Raw genomic sequence first — 19,533 nt, forward strand, 5'->3', positions numbered from 1 at the left:
AGAGAAAAGGCGGGATGTATGACAGTGATTTCCTCAATATCATGAAAAAGGATGGATGGGTATGACTCTGTTCGGTATGCCAATTGAAACCATCTATTTGATTTTGTTGATCGCCTCAGGCAGTTTGACGATTCTGTACCTGTTCTTTGGAGATGTCCTGGAAGGACTGGGGGAAGCGGCCGGATTTCTAAATCCAATATTAATATTGGCCTTTATTACTTTTTTCTCCGCCGGCGGATATATTCTTGAAGCGGTCACTTCTCTGAACAGCTTTCTCATCATGGGAATTGCCGCACTAGCAGCGCTTCTGCTGGACACGATACTCAACGTCTTTGTCCTCATTCCCATGTCTTCCGCGGAACAGTCATTGAGCTATACTGAAAAATCTTTGGAGGGAAGAATCGGAACGGTGAGCATTTCCATCCCTGAAAAAGGTTTCGGGGAAGTGGTGATTGAGAGCTACAGCGGAATGATTTCCAAGCCGGCAGCCAGTTTTGAAGATGTGCCCATTTCCCAAGGGTCTGAAATACTGGTGATCGAAGTGAAAGATGGTGTATTGCACGTAATGCCATACAAAAAGAATTTTACTTAACGAGGGGGAATTGATTGATGCCTTTTGGTGTAATGATTGTATTATTAGTCGTTGTTTTTATTTTGATTGCGTTAATCGCCGTATTTATCACCAAATATCGTACGGCAGGTCCTGATGAAGCGTTGATCGTGACAGGAAGCTATCTTGGGGGAAAAAACGTCCATGTGGATGATGCAGGGAATAAAATTAAAATTATCCGGGGCGGCGGTGCTTTTGTCCTTCCGGTTTTTCAGCAGGCGCAGCCGCTCAGTTTGCTGTCAAGCAAGCTTGAAGTAACCACGCCTGAAGTATATACGGAGCAGGGTGTTCCAGTAATGGCGGACGGAACGGCTATCATTAAAATCGGCGGTTCCATCGGAGAAATTGCCACGGCTGCCGAACAGTTTTTGGGAAAAACGAAAGAAGAAAGAGAGAACGAAGCGAAGGAAGTGCTGGAAGGCCATCTCCGTTCCATACTCGGCTCCATGACGGTCGAAGAAATTTATAAAAACCGGGATAAATTTTCTCAAGAGGTACAGCGCGTTGCCTCACAGGACCTGGCCAAAATGGGTCTTGTCATTGTATCTTTTACTATTAAAGAAGTCCGTGATAAAAACGGCTATTTGGATTCACTCGGTAAGCCGCGGATCGCTCAGGTGAAACGTGACGCGGACATCGCAACGGCTGACGCGGAAAAAGAAACCCGTATCAAGCGGGCGGAAGCTGCGAAAGAAGCGAAAAAAGCCGAACTTGAACGTGCCACGGAAATCGCGGAAGCGGAAAAAGTGAATCAACTGAAAATGGCTGAATACCGCCGCGATCAGGATACGGCGAGGGCAAATGCCGACCAGGCTTATGACCTGGAAACAGCGCGTGCCAAGCAGGAAGTAACCGAACAGGAAATGCAGATTAAAATCATTGAACGTCAAAAGCAGATTGAACTGGAAGAAAAAGAAATTTTGCGCCGTGAGCGTCAATATGACTCGGAAGTCAAGAAGAAAGCAGATGCAGACCGCTATGCCGTGGAGCAGGCGGCAAGTGCAGATAAGGCGAAGCAGATAGCTGAAGCAGATGCCCATCAATACCGTGTGGAAGCGACCGCCAAAGCTGATGCGGAACGGGTACGTCTGGATGGAATCGCAAAAGCTGATGCACAGCGTGCACAAGGGGAGACCGAAGCGGAAGTGATACGTCTCAAAGGGGTTGCCGAAGCGGAAGCGAAACGCAAAGTGGCGGAGGCGTTCGAGCAATTCGGGCAGGCTGCCGTGTTGGATATGGTCTTGAAGATGCTTCCTGAATATGCGAAGCAAGTCGCCGCGCCCCTTGGAAACATCGATAAGATTACCGTTGTTGACACAGGAGGGCAGGGAGAAGGCGGAGCCAATAAGGTTACCGGCTATGCGACCAATCTGATGGCAAGTATGCAGGAATCTTTGAAGGCTTCTTCCGGCATCGATGTAAGAGAGCTGTTGGAGAACTTGTCTGGAAAAGGCAATGTTCGTAGCAGCATCGATGCATTGACTGATGAGGTTCGGGCTTCAAGTGGGCAGGAAGACCTGATGGATGAAGAAGGTCCATTGAAATAAGAAAAGCGCAAGGCGCGCCCCCTTAGGCGACAAGCACAAGCCGAATTTTGATGAGGGAGCTTTTCAGCCACCACAGTCAATTCGTCTTGATCCTTGCGCCGTTGGAGCCTGGAGCTGGACATTATGTAATCTTCGTTTGAAGAGAAAATTCGGTGAAATTTTAACTATAATAAAAAAAGCTGTCCGGAAAGTCAGTGAAAGTGACTTTCCGGACAGCTTTTATATATTTGGAATCCTATCAGTAAAAACAAAGCGGAAATCCATTATTTACCAAAGAGGGGCGCCATTAGTGCATGTCTTAGGGGGAAGCCCTATGAAACGGTAACGAACCTGGACTAATCGTGCCCGTATTTACGGGAAGGCCTGTGAAACGGTAACGAATCATCAATAATCGTGTCCGTTTTTGCCTAAAGCCCTTAAATTGTAGATTCCAAAGAAAAATCCGCTCTTTCCGTCAATTTATGGGTACTGCTACTTTCCAACGGTCTGAAGTTTATTGATAAATTTGAGAGCCCTCCCCGTTCCTACTGCCACGGATTCCAACGGGTTTGGTGCAATATGGACAGGAACAATAATTTCTTCACTCAGCCATTCCTGCATGCCATTCAGCAAGGCGCCGCCCCCTGATAAAACGACCCCATGGTCTACGATATCGCCGCTCAATTCAGCCGGGCAGTTTTCCAATGTAGCACGGATTGCTTCTAAAATATGAAGCAATGATTCTTTCAATGATTCCTGGATTTCATAGGAACTCAACGTGACCGTTTTCGGGAGCCCCGTTACAAGGTCCCGTCCCCGGATATCCATTTTTTTCTCCGGATGCTCAACAAGCGCATAACCGATTTCGATCTTGATGTTTTCTGCTGTCCGCTCCCCGATTAATAGATTGTAGCTTTTTCTCACGTGTTGAATGATGTTTTCGTTCAGCAAGTCACCGCCGATCCGGACGGTATTGCAATTGACAACACCGCCATAAGAAATGATGGCTACTTCCGTTGTTCCCCCGCCGATATCCACAACGACATTTGCGACAGGTTCCTCTACAGGAAGATCGGCTCCGATGGCAGCAGCAACAGGCTCCTCAATCAAATGAACATTCTTTGCTCCGCATGATTTGACCGCATCATGGATGGCGCGCCTTTCAACAGAGGTGGCCCCGGATGGCGTACAGACAACCACATCCGGTTTGCGGATAGCAAATCCCAACGTTTTTCCGGCTTTTTTCATGACATGCTTCAACATTTGGCTGGTGATGTCAAAATCAGCGATGACCCCGTCTTGGAGCGGGCGGACGGCCGTAATGCTGGCAGGTGTTTTGCCGATCATCTCTTTTGCTTCCGCTCCAAATGCAACCACTTGCTTTGTATTTGTATTAACCGCCACAACGGATGGCTCATTCAAAATAATCCCTTTATTTTTTGTATAAACTAGAACATTCGCTGTTCCCAGGTCAATCCCGATTTCAGTGTTCGAAAACATATGTACCACCTTGCCTTTACTTGTAATATCCTACATTAAGTATAATAAATTTATAGGGATATTTCTTGCTGTAAATGGCAGGAGGAAGAAATTGTTACAGACAAAAAAGGGCAAAAACTGACATAAGCGTTGATAACTCACCGATTTTATTTTCATATCGACGGCGGCTGTTATATAAACTTAACCTTCCTGTAAAAAAAGCGCGAAAATGTAATCATCCAATATATTCCTGGTCACAGGTTTAGTTTTGAAAAAAAATCAGCCAATTCCTTGCTCTCTTTTTTTCTTTTTTGGCGATGGGCTGCCCGTGCTTTGGCTGTTTCATTGAGCCAGCGCTCTTCCTCCGACTCCGGAATCGCTTTAGGTACAGGGCATGGCCGGCCGTTTTCATCCAAAGCGACAAATGTAAGGAAAGAAAAAGCGGCAAGTGATTTCTCGCCTGTAATCAAATGCTCAGACAAGACTTTTACAAATACTTCCATAGACGTTGTACCGCTCCATGTGACAATCGCCTCCATTGTAACGGCATCGCCTATCCGAATCGGTTTGAAAAAGTCGACGGAGTCCGTTGATACCGTGACAACAGGTTTCCGTGAAAACCTTGCGGCAGCAATGGATGCTACGTCATCCACATCAGACATTAACTTTCCGCCAAATAAATTGCCATGATGATTTGTATCCGGAGGAGATACGTGGCTTGTTTTTACAGTCAGTGATTCTTTCATTTTCTTGCTTGGGCGTTGTTCCATTTCTTTCACCTCATTGATGTCAAACTGCTACCCATTATACCTGATGGAAAAAAATAATTTAAATTTCATGTTTACTGATCGTATTTAAGGGTATAGATGAGTATGCTTTTCCATTTATTTGTTTGTAGGCGTCTCTGGCCGCCGGTGTTCTCGGAATATTTTTTTAAAAAAGGGGAGATGTCGCAATGGATAAGCTGTCAAAAAGAGTCATGTACAATCCGGATGGTTCCTCCGTGATGAAGCGGTGGGATGATTCTGTGATTGTCAAAAGGAAGCAGGAATCAGCATTTGGACCAAAAAACCCCGCTGGAATGGACAACAGCCAAAGGAGTCTTGTCGACATTCCATTGATGGAAGAGCTGGAAGAATTTGAAGATCGTTATTTAGATGAATTCGGAGGCAATTGGGCAACAGAAATTGATTATTAATAAATGGAAGAGGTTTGGCGCGAACGCCAAACCTCTTATTTCTAAAACGCCCAGTCTCCGCTTCTGAATACCGGCTCGCTTTCTCCTGACTCCAGAATTCCGTCAATATCCATCTGTTCGGAGCCGATCATGAAGTCCACATGGGTGATGCTCGTATTCAATCCGTTCTTCTCCAGTTCATCCTGGCTCATGTTTTTGCCGCCTTCCAGACAGAAGGCATAGGCGCTTCCGATTGCAATATGGTTGGATGCATTTTCGTCAAACAGTGTATTGTAAAACAAAATGTTTGACTGAGAGATGGGGGAATTGAAAGGAACGAGTGCTATTTCACCTAGATAATGGGAGCCTTCGTCCGTATCGACCAATCCCTTCAAAATATCTTCGCCTTCTTCGGCCTTCACATCAACGATCTTTCCTTTTTCGAAAGTCAGCGTAAAACCATCGATGATGTTGCCGCCGTAGCTGAGCGGCTTCGTATTTGAAACTGTACCTTCAACGCCATATTTATAAGGTACTGTAAAAACTTCCTCAGTTGGCATGTTGGCCATGAATTCGTCGCCTTTTTCGTTGATGCTGCCAGCTCCGACCCATAGATGGCCTTTCGGAAGTTCAATCGTCAGGTCGGTGCCGGGCGCTTTATAATGCAGTTTTTTATAGCGTCTTTCATTTAAGTAGTCGACTTTTTCGTGAAGATTGCGGTCATGGTCTTTCCAAGCCTGGACCGGATCGTCGAGATCGGCCCTTGTTGCCTTGAAGATGGCATCCCACAGCTTGTTGACCCGCTCTTCGGGAGGAGCATCCGGGAAGACTTTATTTGCCCAATCTTCGGATGGTGCGGCAATGACGGTCCAACTGATTTTATCTGATTGAATGTATTGGCGATATTTATTCAACGCTTTTCCTGCTGCTTTCTGGAAGTTGGCAATCCGGTTGGGATCGACGCCTTTCAATAAATCAGGGCCGGAAGAAACGACAGACATGAAGGCTGCACCGTTTTCCGCCAGCTCCTCCATTTCTTTGGCGCGCCACAGCGGATATTCATGAAAAGTTTCATCAGGTGCCATATCATATTTCAGGCGAGTCACGACATCATCATTCCAATTGACAACAACATTTTTGGCCTCGGCTTCGTATGCCTTTTTAACTATAAGCCGAATAAATTCCGCATTGTCAATTGTTGCATTCACCACAAGCGTCTGCCCTTTTTGAACATTGACGCCTACCTTTACAGCAAGCTCTGCATACTTTTCAAGTGTTTCCTGAAATTCAGCCATATACATTCTCCTTTGTAAAAAAGTAGTCTGTTTTATTTTAACAGCACAGGAAGGTAAATCCAATCAATGTTATTTCTCCATTCCGAGCAGAGCACGGTAATCGAAAGGAGATTTTACGATGTCGGCAAGCGTGTATTCATCCAAGACGGCCAAATAGGCGGATAGGGCGCGGTTAAGGACATGTTTTAGGCCGCAGACGGGGGAGATGACACAATGTCCGGAACCTTGGCTGAAGCATTCCACTATATTGAAGTCATCCTCTGTTTTCCTCACAATTTCTCCGATATTGATTTCCTCAGGAGGAAGCGCCAGTTTGATGCCGCCGCCGCGTCCGCGGATCGTATGGATGAAGCCCATTTTCCCAAGCTCATGGATCACTTTTGTCAAATGGTTTCTTGAGATGCCGTACGACTCTGCAATTTCTGTAATATTTGCCAATTCGCCGGGCTTTTTCAATGCAAGGTATATTAAAACACGCAAAGAATAGTCAGTGTAGTTTGTCAATCTCATTTTTCCATCACCTCTGAATATCATACCATTTTAAAGCTCCAAAGGGCAGTAGAGCGCTCTGCAATGGGATTTGTTTCAAACATATATTTAAAATGCATCTTTTGTGAACAAATTGCGTCGGGTTTTTGTCAGCTTTTTTACACATCCTAAAAAGGGATTGTAGCTCTCATTTGAATCCATTAAAGTGAAATTAAAGATATATATTAAATACATCTTTTAAAAGGAGAATGAAAAATGGCTCTTTCACAAAAAACAATCGATATTATCAAATCAACAGTTCCAGTATTGGAGGAACATGGGGTTACAATTACTTCTGTATTTTACAAAAACATGTTTAATAATCATCCAGAATTGCTTAACATCTTTAACCACGCCAACCAGTCAAGAGGACGCCAGCAAACAGCTCTCGCGAATATGGTATTGGCAGCAGCCAAAAATATCGATCAATTGGAAAGTGTTCTTCCTGCAGTTATGCCGGTAGCTCATAAACACCGCGGTCTTGGGGTAAAACCGGAACATTATCCAATCGTAGGAAAACATTTATTGGAAGCCATTAAAGAAGTGCTTGGCGATGCGGCGACAGATGAGATCATTAATGCATGGGCTGAAGCCTATGGCGTAATCGCACAAGTGTTTATTGACATTGAAGCAAATATGTATAAAGAAGCCGAAGAAGGCGGCTGGGAAGACTTTAAAGAATTGGAAGTTGTCGACAAAGTGAAGGAAAGTGACGTCATTACTTCCTTCTACTTAAAAGCAAAAGACGGAAAGCCGCTCCCAACCTATAAAGCCGGCCAATATATATCTGTAAGAGTTCGTGTTCCTGGTGAGCAATTTACATCCATCCGCCATTACAGCTTATCTTGTGCACCTGGCAAGGAATATTACAGAATCTCTGTAAAAAGAGAAGCGGATTTTGAACCAGTCGGAAAAGTATCCAATTACTTGCATGATCATGTAAATGTTGGTGATACACTTGAAGCAAGTGCCCCTGCGGGAGACTTTGTATTGAATATGAAAGAAACTGCCCCGGTAGCACTGATCAGCGGCGGAGTGGGACTTACACCAATGATGAGCATGCTTGAAACTTTGGTTGAAAACAATTCTGATCGTGAAGTAACTTATATTCATTCAGCAAGACATGAGGGTGTACACGCCTTCAGTGAAGAAGCTTGTGAGTTGGCAGGAAAACTTAAACATGGCAGCTGCTACTATGGATATCAATCTCCGGCGAACAAAGACGGCGGACATCACTTTACAGGCTATATTACAAAAGAATTTCTGGCAGATAAAATTACTAAAGACACGATCTGCTATGTATGCGGACCTGAGCCATTCTTGAAAAGTGTTGTAAATATGCTTGTGCAGCTGGGCGTTTCCGATGAAAACATCCGATATGAATTCTTCGGACCAGCTCTTGCCTTGGAAAAAGTGGAAGCGGCAGTTTAAGGAAATACGGAAGCGTCCCGTTGGGCGCTAGCTGGATAAAACAAAAACCGGGCGGCACTTAACAATTTGAGTGCCGCCCGGTTTATTATTAAAAGCTAAAGAAAGCATAAAATTTTACCGAATTTTCTTTGCAAACAAGATTAACGTGATGTCCAGCTTCAGGCGCCATCGGCGCAAGGATTAAGCCAATCGCTGATGAAGGCAAGCTACGCCTTCGCAAGCGTAGTCTAGCTTGTCGCCGATAGACGGGCGCCTTGCGCTTTTCTTATTTTGCCAATGCTTTTTTCAATGTTTCAATATTTTTATCCATGATGCTGAAGTAATCTTCTTTGTTCTGCTTATCTTTCTCGGTGATATATTCGAGGTTGTGTAAAGTGAGCGGTTTTGTCCCAGTTTCCTTTTGGATTGTATCCACCACTTTTGCAGCCGGGTTTTGATCGTGGATAATATATTTCATATGATGCTTTTTTGCTGTTTCTATAATAGCTTGCAGCTGTTTTTGGGATGGCTCGTTTTCGGAGCTTATGCCCGTGATGCTGATCTGTTCCAATCCGTATCGGTGTTCCCAATATCCGTAGGCTGCATGGGAAACCAAAATCTCCTTTCGGCCAGCCGATTCGATCACCGTACGCAAATCGGCATCAAGCTGTTGAAGGTTCGCTCTTAAGTCTTGATAATTTTTTTCAAAATCATCTTTGGCGGAAGGCATCTCTTCGCTGAGTGCATTCTTTATATTTTCCGCCATAATCATGGCGTTTTCAGGATCTATCCAAATATGAGGGTCTTGATCATGCTGGTGTCCATCACCGCCATGTACTTCTTCATCATGCTCATGTTCCTCGTCGCCGCTTAATAACTGAACCCCTTTGGATGCTTCAACTTTCACCACTTTTTCGTTCTTCAGCGAACTCTCCATTTTTCCGATAAAAGACTCAAGGCCTGCACCGTTATAAATCAATAAGTCGGATTCGGCGATAGCCATCATGGTTTTTATGGTCGGTTCATACGTATGGGCATCGGCTCCCGCAGGGTACACACTCTGGACTTGCACATGCGGCCCCCCGATCTTTCTTGTAAAATCCTCAATAGGGAAGATAGTAGTGTAAACGGTCAGAGTCTCTTTACTCTTACCGTCGTCCTGGGCGGAATTTTTGCCGCAGCCGGCCAATATAAAAGCAGCAATGAAAAATAGGATGATAAAATGATATTTGGATCTCATCCCTTCAATCCTTTCCTTTTAAAATGATTATCCAATTGTGAGGATATGAATGTTTATCGACTTAAATCGTAATCATTACGATTTGAATTATAATATAAAAAAAATTGGAGAGCAAGGGGAATTTTTTAACGGGGGAGACCTTTGGAGGAAACCCGCCATCTATAACGGCGGCTTGCCCGGTCACACCATTAAGTACGACAGAGTGAGAAATTATTGATCTATTTTTTTGAAAAGGGCATGAATAAATGGTAATCCCCTGATGCTATAATGAAAGCGGGAGGTGCTATCAGGTGGATAAGTTTTATAACATTTCCGAGGATAAAATCCGCAAAGCCTATGAGAACGGTGAATTTGACAACCTTTCCGGAAAGGGGAAGCCGCTTCCTCCAGACAAGTTGGAGGGGATTCCCGATGATTTAAAAATGGCCTACCGGATCTTGCAAAATGCCGGCTTTTCTCCGGACGAAATGGAGGCAAAAAAGGAATTGATGACAATAGAGGATCTGATTCGCCACTCCGAGGATGAACTCGAAACCGAGGAACTAAGAAAACAATTAAGCGAAAAGTTACTGAAGTATAACAGCATGCTTGCAAAAAAAGGAATCAAGACGAATTCGTCCATTTTTAAACGATATGAGCACAAAATTGAAAGAAGGTTTTTTGACTAAGAACAATAACAGTGTACGCCGGGTATCACATCAAATGCAGGTTTTTCCTCTCTGGCAACTTTCAGACTTTTATCAAATTTTATCGGCTCTGGAAAAACATAGAAAAAGGATGATGAATGACACTTAAAACTTTATTGCTTCAGCCGATATTATAGATAAGACATTTTAAAGTATAGGGTGAAGCAAATGGATAAAACATCATTGATCGGGGTTGTTCTCGGAGTCATTGCCATTGGGGTGGGGATGGTTTTAAAAGGTGTTGACATTACGGCATTGCTGAATCCGGCAGCCATGTTGGTCATTTTCGTGGGGACCGCTGCCAGTGTCACAATCGCCTTCCCATCATCCGAAATTAAAAAAATCCCGAAATTGTTGGGTATCATTTTCAAAGAAACGAAGATGCCGAGACCAAAGGAATTGATTATCCTTTTTTCTGAAATGGCGCAGCTGGCTAGAAGGGAAGGATTGCTTGCCCTTGAAGCAGAAATGGAAAAAGTCGATGAACCTTTTTTAAGGCAGGGCCTTTTAATGGCGATTGACGGCCAGAGTGCCGACTACATACGGGAAGTTCTCAGCGACGAAATTGATGCAATGGAAGAACGGCATGCTGCCGGAGCGCAAATTTTTACCCAGGCAGGCACTTATGCCCCTACATTGGGAGTACTGGGAGCAGTAATCGGCTTGATTGCCGCTTTGGGAAACATGGATAATACTGACGAGCTTGGAGCAGCCATTTCTGCGGCTTTTGTTGCAACGCTTTTTGGTATTTTTACAGGCTATGTGCTATGGCATCCATTTGCGAATAAATTAAAACGGAAATCCATTGAGGAAGTAAGATTGAAAGAGTTGATGGTAGAAGGAATTTTATCCATCCTTGAAGGAGAGGCTCCGAGAATGATAGAGCAGAAGCTGGCTTCTTATCTTCCGGAGACAGAGAGAAAAGAATTGCAAGATGAAAGTGAAGTGGCGGCAAATGTCCAAGCGTAAACGAAAAAAGCGGCATGAAGATGAGCTGGGGGAGTCCTGGCTTCTCCCTTATGCGGACTTAATGACACTGCTTCTTGCTCTTTTTATCGTGCTGTTTGCGGCTAGTTCTGTGGATGCGCAGAAATTTCAGCAGATCTCTAAAGTGTTCAGCGGGATTTTCGTCGGAGGAGATGGACCGGTTGAGTTTGAAAAACCGTTGGAAATCGAAGAGCAAATTGATGAAACCGAGGATGACCCTAAAAGTGATCCGATGGAGCAATTCGCAGATGAGATAGCCGATTTGAAAATCCTTGAGGCGCTTAAAGAGAAGGTTGATAATTACATTCAGGAAAAAGAGTATGAGGACAAGTTTTCCACTTCATTGACATCGGAAGGATTGCTGATCACGATCAATGACAGCGTGCTTTTTAAATCCGGAAGCGCCGATGTAAGGGAGAGCGACAAGAAAACCGCAAAGGAGCTTGCAGCATTGCTCGAAATGGAGCTGCCAAGAAGCGTGATTATCAGCGGGCATACTGACAATGTTCCAATCAAAAACTCGGAATTTCAGTCCAACTGGGAACTGAGTGTCATGAGAGCAGTCAATTTCATGAAAGTGCTGCTTGAAGATGAAAAATTGGATCCGCGTTTATTCAGTGCAAAAGGTTTTGGAGAATTCCAGCCTATCGCGGATAATAAAACAGCCAAAGGCCGGGAAGCCAACAGGCGGGTCGAAGTACTGATCGAGCCTTATATACCGGATGAAGAGAAGTGAAGCATGCAGCAGGATATTAGCTGTGTGCTTTTCTTACGCAAACTTATTTCTTGGGAAATGAATGATTAAAAAATAAAGGATGGCCGTTCTAAACGGGAGACCATCCTTTAATAAATTAAAAAATGCCTAATTTCTTTATTCTCAAAGCGGCTTCGCGAAGGCGCTCTTCCGATGTCAGCAGTCCAACCCTTACGTATCCTTCCCCATACTCTCCAAAGCCGATTCCGGGTGCTACGGCAACATGGGCTTTTTCCAGGAGCAGGCCGGTGAATTCCTCAGAAGTATATTTTTGCGGCACCTTCAGCCAGGCAAAAAAAGAACCTTTGGGCGATCTTACATCCCAGCCGATTTCCCGAAGGCTTGAAATGAATACATCTCTTCTTTTTTCATACATGGCACTGATTTCTTTTGCGCACCTTTGTGAACCCAACAGGGCTTCGGCAGCGGCGTCTTGGACAGCACCGAACAGACTGACGTATAAATGGTCCTGCATCAAATTGATGGCTTCGATCACCGACGCATTTCCTGCAGCAAAGGCAACTCGCCATCCTGCCATATTATATGTTTTGGAGAATGTGTAAATTTCGACGCCTGTTTCCTTCGCACCTTCCGCCTGCAAGAAGCTGACAGGTTTCTTTCCATCAAATCCGATGCCGCCATAGGCGAAGTCATGAACGACACAAATGTTACGGGCGGAAGCATATTCAACTGTTTGCCGGAAAAATTCCTCGGTGGCGACAGCTCCTGTAGGATTATTCGGATAATTCAGGAACATCATTTTCGCTTTGCCTGCCGTATCTTCCGGTATGTCATCAAAAGAAGGGAGGAAATCATTTTCTTCTTTCAGCGGCATCATTTCCATATGTACTTTTGCCAAAGCTGCACCAGACCAATAATCCGGATAGCCAGGATCGGGAACAAGCATCGTATCTCCCGGATCCAAAAGGCATTGGGGCAGCTCGACAAGGCCTGCTTTTCCTCCGAATAAAATAGCAATCTCTTTTCCCGGATCGAGGGAGACGCCGTATTCTCTCAGATAAAAATCAGCAGCGGCCTGTTTTAACTCCGATTTCCCCCGAAAAGGAGGGTATTGATGGTTTTCAGGATGATCGGCTGCAAGCTTGAGGCGCTCAACGATATGCTGCGGTGTCGGCTGGTCGGGATTTCCCTGGCCCAGGTTGATCACATCATGGCCTTCAGCCCTCACGCTGTTCACCTTTTCAACGAGCGACGCGAAAAATTGTTTCGGCAGACTTTTCAGCAGCCGGGACTGTTCAAACGTTTTCAACGACATCACCTATTTTATTTGAATTCTTTTAATCTAAATGTTAGCCCTTTATACACTCTATGTAAAGGACTGATAGAAAAAGAGAGCCCCAATTTGGCTCTCACTATGATCCGATCCTTTTTAACTCAGGCCTTTCTAAGTCTTCCGATTTCTTCGGCCAAAGCTTGCATTTCGCTTGGGCTGAAATGGTCTTTTTTCATCACCATTTCATGGATTTCCAATAATTCTTCGTACATTTCATTGTTGATGCTTTCCGGCTTCATGGCAGCGGCATTGACCATGCGCAATTTCTCTGTTATCTGCCCGATTAAATACTCAATATTCTCGGGTGTGTTTTTTGAAAGATCCACTTGGTTCATCCTCTCGGGGCTATATTTATGAATACAATGATTTCACGCATGCGAAGGGTTGTCAATACTAAAAGCCTTCCCGATACCGGGAAGGCAGAAATTTTTACGCAGTCTCTTTTCTCGCTTCAGTTTTTTCCTCTTTAATCTTGCCCAGTGTTCTTTTTGGTTTCATAATAATTTCCGTATACCAATCTTCTGAAAAAAATAGAAGGATTGTCAAGTTGATTAGTTCATTTGGAAAAATGTTTTGCTAAGATAGGGAAAGGTAATTATATAAACCAACAGAAAGTATGAAGCGACAAGGGGTGTTCCAATTGGGAATGAAAAAGGTAAAACGCCGAAAAAAAAGAAATAAAATAATAGATTTCGGCAAAGAAATAGCAAGAAGAATCAGTGATAACGATGTAACGGGCTTTGCTGCCCAACTGTCCTATTTTTTTCTTTTGTCCCTTTTTCCGATGCTGATCTTCCTGTTCACGTTGCTCCCCTATACTCCATTAACCCAGCAGGATATATTTCACACGCTTAAAGATTTTGCACCGCTGGAAACCTATACGATGATCGAAAGGACCATTTCCGAAATTATGGATAATCGAAGCGGAGGCTTGTTGTCTGTTGGTTTTATAGCCACTCTTTGGGCAGCTTCAAAAGGAATGAATGCCTTGATGAAGTCTTTGAATAGGGCATACGAAGTGGAGGAAAAACGCTCTTTCATAGTAAGCAGAGGCTTATCCATTGTATTGACAGTGGCCTTGATTTTCGTTTTCATCCTTGCGCTGCTTTTGCCTGTATTTGGCAAGCAGCTCGGAATGTTCATTTTCTCCTATTTGGGTCTTTCGGATCAATTCCTAAAAATTTGGAATGTTATCCGATGGGTGCTGACACCGGTTATTTTATTCCTGGTTTTTCTCGTCGTTTATTATTTGGCGCCAAGTATTAAAATACGGTGTGCAACTGCCGTGCCGGGTTCTATTTTTGCCAGCGTCGGCTGGATTGCTGTTTCACTCGGTTTTTCCTTTTACGTGTCCAATTTTGGAAACTACACCGCGATGTACGGCAGTATCGGAACCATTATCGTCATGATGCTGTGGTTTTATTTCTCGGCCATCATTATCATGGTTGGGGGAGAGATCAATTCTTATTTTACAAAAAAAGCAGGGAAAATGTAATGAACGGGCCTTGATGAAACCATTATTAGGAAAAATTCGGTAAAATTCTCATGTAAACAATTAGCCGAAAGGCTTTGAAAGGGGAAATGAGATGGAATTCAAAATGAAAGAAGGAGGTTTCTTTGTGGAGCTTCCATATGGGAGACTTGATGTCTCAGGTGATGAAAACTATGGGTTCAGGCCCTATCAATTATTGGTTTCCTCATTAGCAGTCTGCAGCGGAGGTATACTGCGCAATATATTGGAGAAAATGCGGTTAGATGTGCAAGATATTCAAATTACTGCTGACGCCGAAAGGAACAAAGGAAAGGCCAACAGGGTCGAAAAAGTCCATCTGCATTTTAAAATAACAGGGACGCAGCTTAAGGAAGAGAAGCTCGAAAGAGCGATGGAGCTTACCAAAAAGAATTGTTCCATGGTTCAATCTGTTGAGGGCGCAATAGAAGTGGCTGAAACATTCGAGATCATCGAGGTGTAGGCGGCTTAGTCAGGAGGAGAATGAGAGGATGATAAATAAGATATTTTTGATCTTGATTGCCTTGGGATTGCCGGCATCGGTTATTGGATCCATGCTGCATTGGCCAAGTGCGGCGATGTTTGGTGTTTATTGTTTAACAATCATTGCACTGGCAGGGGTAATGGGGAGAGCGACGGAAAGCCTGTCAATTGTGGCGGGACCGCGGATCGGCGGACTGCTGAATGCGACTTTCGGCAATGCGGTGGAGCTGATTATTTCCATTTTTGCCTTAAAGGCGGGCCTCATCGGTGTCGTCCTCGCTTCCTTGACAGGATCTGTCATCGGGAACCTGCTTCTGGTAGCAGGGCTGTCCTTTTTTATTGGGGGCTTGAAATACAAAAGGCAGGTATTCAGCATCTATGATGCTCGGCATAACGTCGGATTATTGATGTTTGCGGTGATTGTCGCTTTTTTGATCCCTGAACTCTTCACGACCAACATGAATGATCAAAAAACGATGGCTTTAAGCATTGGCATTTCCATTATCATGATCATCCTCTACATGGCCGCTCTATTTTTTAAGCTGGTGACACACCGGGGGGTGTATCCTGTAACCAAACATCATGGGGTAGAAGATGTTGACGAAGAAGAGGAGGAAGAACCCGAATGGTCCAAGTGGAAAGCGATTATTATACTCGCCCTTGCTACACTGGCAGTCGCCTATGTGTCCGAAAAGCTTGTACACACCTTTACGGCGGTTGGGGAACAATTTGGCTGGTCTGAGCTGTTTATCGGGGTCATTATCGTAGCCATTGTCGGCAATGCAGCGGAGCATGCTTCCGCCATCATCATGGCATATAAGAATAAGTTGGACGTGTCCGTTGAAATTGCAATTGGGTCTACACTTCAGGTAGCCATGTTTGTAGCCCCAATCCTTGTACTTGCCTCCTTGTTTTTTCCGACAAACATGCCGCTTGTATTTACGGTGCCGGAGCTTGTTTCGATGGCAACGGCTGTTTTGCTTTCCATTGTTATCATTAATGACGGTGAATCCAACTGGTTTGAGGGGCTGACGATGCTGGCGGCATACTTTATCATGGGGATCGGATTTTATTTGCTTTAACAGGGATAATCCTTCAGGTTTTTGAAAAAATAACCGTAAAATCATTTTCTATTGCCGGTTACACGAAAGGAGCAAATGCAACATGAAACGGCATCACATCATCCTGAAGGTGTTCACCCTGTTGATTTTCTTATCGGTGCCTTCAGCGGTAATGGCAGCTAAAAAAGAAGGCAGTAAAGAAAAAGGTGTGGAGGTTCCTTCCTCTGTTGTAAACATAAGCAAAGAGAACACTTTTACAAACCCAGCACCTGACCTGCCACGCTTGCAGCCAAGCAATTTTACCAAGGAGCTGTTGGAGTCATCCAAGATAAAAATAGAAAATCCGAAATTGATCCGGATGCTGAATGAATCGGCGGCGACCAAGTCACCTTTTTCATTCGGTGCCAGAGCAACCATTTACTTGGGTGAATGGCCTTTGAATTATAAGTCACAAGAAACAACTCCGAATTGGCAATATCAAAAGGTGAATACAAATTTTTATGACAACCGCGGCGGAACAGGGAATTATCAAATACATTATGTCCAAGAGGCCCAAAAAATCATCAAAGGCGGCCTTACAGCCAAAGTGGGCCAAGCCGAAGACGTTCAAAAAATGATGCAGCAAAAAGCATTTGAAAAAGTGAAGCTGCCGCTGTCTTTTGAAACAGCTGTCGGCGGAGGGACGAAGCATCACCAGGTTTACAATATACCTCCGACAAGAATGGGATATTTATATGCTTACGCACCGGCAGTGCATGAAAAGGGCAGCCTTACGTTCGGAGAAGTCTATCTGGTGATGAAAGGTTCGAAGCACAGAATCATTGTTAAAAATGTAACTTCCCAGGAAATCGGTGCCTGGATACCGATTCAGGACCATTTAAGCTTCTCTTTTGAAGCGAAGCAATAAGGTTCAGGTGCATGCCTGGGCTTTTTGGTTGGATTGGCGACTGTGACGGCTAAGTTTCGTTTTGCCCGTCCGTTCGGAAGGCATAGGCATTGAATGGCTACCAAGTTTCCGTTTATCTCTTTTGTTCGGAAGGCATAGGTACGGAATGCCTGCCGAGTTTTCGCTTGGCCCGCCCATTCGGCATAGTATTAAAACTAAACAAAGCCCCTTTCGTCTTTCTTTTGGAAAACTCCACCACGGATGAATCATCCCGCAATGGAAAAATCTAAGGGAAAAGAGTGAAAGGCGGATTATAAATGAGACGATGGATGTTATTATTGCCTTTATTTTTTCTCGTTCTTTTTCAGGCGAACGCTGCCGAGGCCCTATCTAACAGCGCGATTCATTGGGGATTTAAGAAAGGGAGCGGAGGCAAGCAGGCGGAGGCCGGAGAGGCCTATGACAGCCTTCTTGAAAAATATGATGCGTTTTATAAAGGAAATCCAAGAGACAAGGTTTTGTATTTAACCTTCGATAACGGATATGAAAATGGTTATACTGAAAAAGTATTGGATGTATTGAAAAAAGAAAGAGTTCCCGCAACTTTTTTTGTGACCGGCCATTATTTGGAAAGTGCACCTGACCTGGCCAAGCGGATGGTTCAAGAAGGCCACATCATTGGAAATCACTCATGGAGCCACCCGGACATGACCGGGATCAGCGATGAAAAGATCCAGGAGGAATTGGAGAGGGTAAAGGAAAAAACAGCGGCCCTGACAGGGCAGACTGAGATGCAGTACTTGCGTCCGCCCCGCGGCATTCTGAGCGAAAGAACCTTAAAGGTTGCAAGGGAACAGGGTTACATCCATGTTCTTTGGTCACTTGCCTTTAAAGACTGGCAGACAGATCAGCAGAAAGGATGGAAATATGCTTATGATAACATCATGGCCCAAGTTCATCCCGGAGCAGTGATGCTGCTGCACACCGTGTCCAAAGACAATGCTGATGCACTGGAGAAAGTCATCAAGGACTTAAAGAAAGATGGATATACGTTCAAAAGCTTGGATGATTATATGATGAGGGAGAAAATCAAAAATCCGATCATTTCGCACTAAGCCCGGTCTTCCCGGGCTTTTATGTTTTTTTGTAAAAGGACCGGGTAAAGTGTAGAAATGATTGAAAAGGAGGAGGAAGACACAATGTCAAAGGAAGAGAGGAACGAATATTTCAAAGAGCGTGCAGGTACAGATGAAGCAAGGTTCCATGCGGTACCGTATGATGAGGGGAACTGGGCCGTCAAGAAGGAGGGAGTGGACGAGCCGCAATGTACCACCGGCTCCAAGTCCGAAGCCGCAGAGGAGGCTAAAAGACTCGCAAAAGAAGCAGGGACCATGGCCTATATCCATGACGAAGACGGGAAAATCGACAGCCAGCATAATTATGAAGATTAGCCATGTTGTTCTATAATGAAGGCAGTTCCAATCGATTGAATGCGGAACTGCCTTTTTTGCTGAGTAAGAAAGCATAAGATGTTTTAGCTTTAAAATTTTGAACAAAGATTTTTGTTGTCTAGCTCCAGCGCCTATCGACTAGCAGACTTCGCACCTCCTCCTACGATAAGTCAACATCGGCTCGTTCCTCGCCGTGTTTCCTTTATCTCGTCGGAGGCACTCCAGTCTGTACGTCGATGGGCAAGGCGCTTGCGCTTTTCTTAATATAAGGGGGATGGTTATATGTGGGAGGAAAAAGCTGTCATAGATGGTCCTTATCATTTTGACTTGGCTTTGGAGAGGCTTGCAAGAGATCCGTTGAATATCGTCGACAAGGAAAAACGCCTGATCCGGGTTCCGATTTATAAAGAGAAGCCGGAAGTAGCCGATGTTCAGGCAGTCGGTACAACAGAGCAGCCTGCTTTTATGATCAGGGGAAGCAATATTCAAACAAAACAGCAGGTGATGGATAGAATTGCTTCCATTTTCCAATGGAATCTGCCGCTTGTTGAAATTCATCGGCATTTTTCAACAACAGCATTGAATGATATATTCGAAATTCATTTTGGAACGCCGATTGTACTGGAATTTTCGCTGTATCCTGCTTTGATAAGACCAATCATTCATCAGCAGGTCAATATGTCATTCGCCATTTCCCTCACTGAACAATTTGTGAAAACGTTCGGCTTTGAAATCGAGGGCGTCCCCTTTTTCCCAATGCCTGAAACGGCAGCAAAAATGAACGCCGGTGAATTGAGGAATCTTCGCTTCAGCCAGCGGAAGGCAGAATATATCATCGATCTTTCGAAGATGATTGCCAGTGGAGAGTTGGACCTTGCAGAACTGGCGGAAAAGCCCGATGAAGAAGTGGTAAAGGAACTGGTAAAAATTAGGGGGATTGGCCCATGGACGGCGCAGAGCTTCTTATTGTTTGGCCTGGGAAGAAAGAATCTGTTTCCCATGGCTGATATTGGCCTGCAAAATGCGATCAAAAAGCTATATCAGTTAGACAGAAAGCCTACATACGAAGAAATGGAAAATTACAGCAAAGATTGGCATCCCTATTTAAGTTATGCCTCCTTCTATTTGTGGAGAAGTATTGAATAAGCCGGCGTTT

21 protein-coding genes are annotated in these 19,533 nt (G+C 44.4%); 14 read left to right on the plus strand and 7 right to left on the minus strand.

Features of this window, described 5'->3' with window-relative positions:
- The first annotated feature begins 61 nt into the window (after positions 1-61).
- Together D4N35_RS08695 and floT are read left to right on the plus strand one after the other, a co-directional pair.
- A complete protein-coding gene (locus tag D4N35_RS08695; protein WP_120072528.1) occupies positions 62-592 on the plus strand; it encodes an NfeD family membrane protein in 531 nt (176 codons plus the stop codon).
- A gap of 17 nt (positions 593-609) precedes the next feature.
- Positions 610-2,157 (plus strand): flotillin lipid rafts scaffold protein FloT, encoded by a 1,548-nt coding sequence (gene floT, locus D4N35_RS08700; protein ID WP_120072530.1) that lies wholly within the window; start codon positions 610-612, stop codon positions 2,155-2,157.
- Between the two features lie 471 nt (positions 2,158-2,628).
- On the opposite strand, the gene mreBH is transcribed toward floT, so the two are convergent.
- Positions 2,629-3,636 carry a rod-share determining protein MreBH gene (mreBH, locus tag D4N35_RS08705; RefSeq protein WP_120072534.1) on the minus strand — a complete coding sequence of 336 codons (1,008 nt, stop codon included), beginning with the start codon at positions 3,634-3,636 and terminating at the stop codon, positions 2,629-2,631.
- A 233-nt stretch (positions 3,637-3,869) separates the two neighbouring features.
- Positions 3,870-4,385 (minus strand): acyl-CoA thioesterase, encoded by a 516-nt coding sequence (locus D4N35_RS08710; protein WP_120072536.1) that lies wholly within the window; start codon positions 4,383-4,385, stop codon positions 3,870-3,872.
- A gap of 185 nt (positions 4,386-4,570) precedes the next feature.
- On the opposite strand from D4N35_RS08710, the gene D4N35_RS08715 reads away from it, so the two are divergent.
- Positions 4,571-4,813, plus strand: a complete 243-nt coding sequence (locus tag D4N35_RS08715) for a hypothetical protein (protein ID WP_120072538.1) — start codon at positions 4,571-4,573, stop codon at positions 4,811-4,813.
- Positions 4,814-4,854: 41 nt separating this feature from the next.
- Here the strand turns inward: D4N35_RS08715 and D4N35_RS08720 are convergent, their stop codons facing one another.
- Both D4N35_RS08720 and D4N35_RS08725 read right to left on the minus strand, forming a co-directional pair.
- Positions 4,855-6,087 (minus strand): aminopeptidase, encoded by a 1,233-nt coding sequence (locus D4N35_RS08720; protein WP_120072540.1) that lies wholly within the window; start codon positions 6,085-6,087, stop codon positions 4,855-4,857.
- A gap of 69 nt (positions 6,088-6,156) precedes the next feature.
- Positions 6,157-6,597: an Rrf2 family transcriptional regulator gene (locus D4N35_RS08725; protein WP_120072612.1), complete on the minus strand. Its 441-nt coding sequence runs from the start codon at positions 6,595-6,597 to the stop codon at positions 6,157-6,159.
- 234 nt (positions 6,598-6,831) lie between these two features.
- On the opposite strand from D4N35_RS08725, the gene hmpA reads away from it, so the two are divergent.
- Complete coding sequence (hmpA, locus tag D4N35_RS08730; RefSeq protein WP_120072542.1) at positions 6,832-8,046, plus strand: NO-inducible flavohemoprotein; 1,215 nt, start codon at positions 6,832-6,834, stop codon at positions 8,044-8,046.
- A 265-nt stretch (positions 8,047-8,311) separates the two neighbouring features.
- Here hmpA and D4N35_RS08735 read toward each other — a convergent pair whose 3' ends face one another.
- Entirely contained in the window at positions 8,312-9,265 is a 954-nt protein-coding gene (locus D4N35_RS08735) for a metal ABC transporter substrate-binding protein (RefSeq protein WP_120072544.1), read from the minus strand.
- Between the two features lie 290 nt (positions 9,266-9,555).
- Between D4N35_RS08735 and D4N35_RS08740 the strand changes: the two genes are divergently transcribed.
- From D4N35_RS08740 to motB, 3 genes are all read left to right on the plus strand, one after another.
- Positions 9,556-9,933, plus strand: a complete 378-nt coding sequence (locus D4N35_RS08740; protein ID WP_120072546.1) for a DnaJ family domain-containing protein — start codon at positions 9,556-9,558, stop codon at positions 9,931-9,933.
- 186 nt (positions 9,934-10,119) lie between these two features.
- Positions 10,120-10,920 (plus strand): flagellar motor stator protein MotA, encoded by an 801-nt coding sequence (motA, locus tag D4N35_RS08745; protein WP_120072548.1) that lies wholly within the window; start codon positions 10,120-10,122, stop codon positions 10,918-10,920.
- On the plus strand, positions 10,907-11,674 hold the full coding sequence (gene motB, locus D4N35_RS08750) for a flagellar motor protein MotB (protein WP_120072550.1): 768 nt from the start codon (positions 10,907-10,909) through the stop codon (positions 11,672-11,674). Before motA ends, motB begins: the two co-directional genes overlap by 14 nt.
- Positions 11,675-11,789: 115 nt before the next feature.
- Here motB and D4N35_RS08755 read toward each other — a convergent pair whose 3' ends face one another.
- Positions 11,790-12,962, minus strand: a complete 1,173-nt coding sequence (locus tag D4N35_RS08755; RefSeq protein WP_120072552.1) for a pyridoxal phosphate-dependent aminotransferase — start codon at positions 12,960-12,962, stop codon at positions 11,790-11,792.
- Between the two features lie 125 nt (positions 12,963-13,087).
- Positions 13,088-13,312 carry a DUF1128 domain-containing protein gene (locus tag D4N35_RS08760; protein WP_120072554.1) on the minus strand — a complete coding sequence of 75 codons (225 nt, stop codon included), beginning with the start codon at positions 13,310-13,312 and terminating at the stop codon, positions 13,088-13,090.
- Between the two features lie 314 nt (positions 13,313-13,626).
- On the opposite strand from D4N35_RS08760, the gene D4N35_RS08765 reads away from it, so the two are divergent.
- From D4N35_RS08765 to D4N35_RS08795, 7 genes are all read left to right on the plus strand, one after another.
- Complete coding sequence (locus D4N35_RS08765; RefSeq protein ID WP_235870342.1) at positions 13,627-14,481, plus strand: YihY/virulence factor BrkB family protein; 855 nt, start codon at positions 13,627-13,629, stop codon at positions 14,479-14,481.
- Between the two features lie 91 nt (positions 14,482-14,572).
- The gene (locus D4N35_RS08770; protein ID WP_120072556.1) at positions 14,573-14,959 is read left to right on the plus strand and encodes an OsmC family protein; all 387 of its coding nucleotides are present in this window, start codon (positions 14,573-14,575) and stop codon (positions 14,957-14,959) included.
- 28 nt (positions 14,960-14,987) lie between these two features.
- The gene (gene cax / locus D4N35_RS08775) at positions 14,988-16,061 is read left to right on the plus strand and encodes a calcium/proton exchanger (protein WP_120072558.1); all 1,074 of its coding nucleotides are present in this window, start codon (positions 14,988-14,990) and stop codon (positions 16,059-16,061) included.
- An 82-nt stretch (positions 16,062-16,143) separates the two neighbouring features.
- Positions 16,144-16,947, plus strand: a complete 804-nt coding sequence (locus D4N35_RS08780) for a YfkD famly protein (protein ID WP_120072560.1) — start codon at positions 16,144-16,146, stop codon at positions 16,945-16,947.
- A 296-nt stretch (positions 16,948-17,243) separates the two neighbouring features.
- Positions 17,244-18,041 (plus strand): delta-lactam-biosynthetic de-N-acetylase, encoded by a 798-nt coding sequence (pdaA, locus tag D4N35_RS08785; RefSeq protein WP_120072563.1) that lies wholly within the window; start codon positions 17,244-17,246, stop codon positions 18,039-18,041.
- Positions 18,042-18,125: 84 nt separating this feature from the next.
- A complete protein-coding gene (locus D4N35_RS08790) occupies positions 18,126-18,377 on the plus strand; it encodes a DUF2188 domain-containing protein (RefSeq protein ID WP_120072565.1) in 252 nt (83 codons plus the stop codon).
- Positions 18,378-18,659: 282 nt separating this feature from the next.
- Positions 18,660-19,523, plus strand: a complete 864-nt coding sequence (locus D4N35_RS08795) for a DNA-3-methyladenine glycosylase family protein (protein ID WP_120072567.1) — start codon at positions 18,660-18,662, stop codon at positions 19,521-19,523.
- Positions 19,524-19,533: the final 10 nt, after the last annotated feature.

This window comes from Siminovitchia fortis (assembly GCF_003605365.2).
GTDB classification, from domain to species: domain Bacteria; phylum Bacillota; class Bacilli; order Bacillales; family Bacillaceae_C; genus Siminovitchia; species Siminovitchia fortis.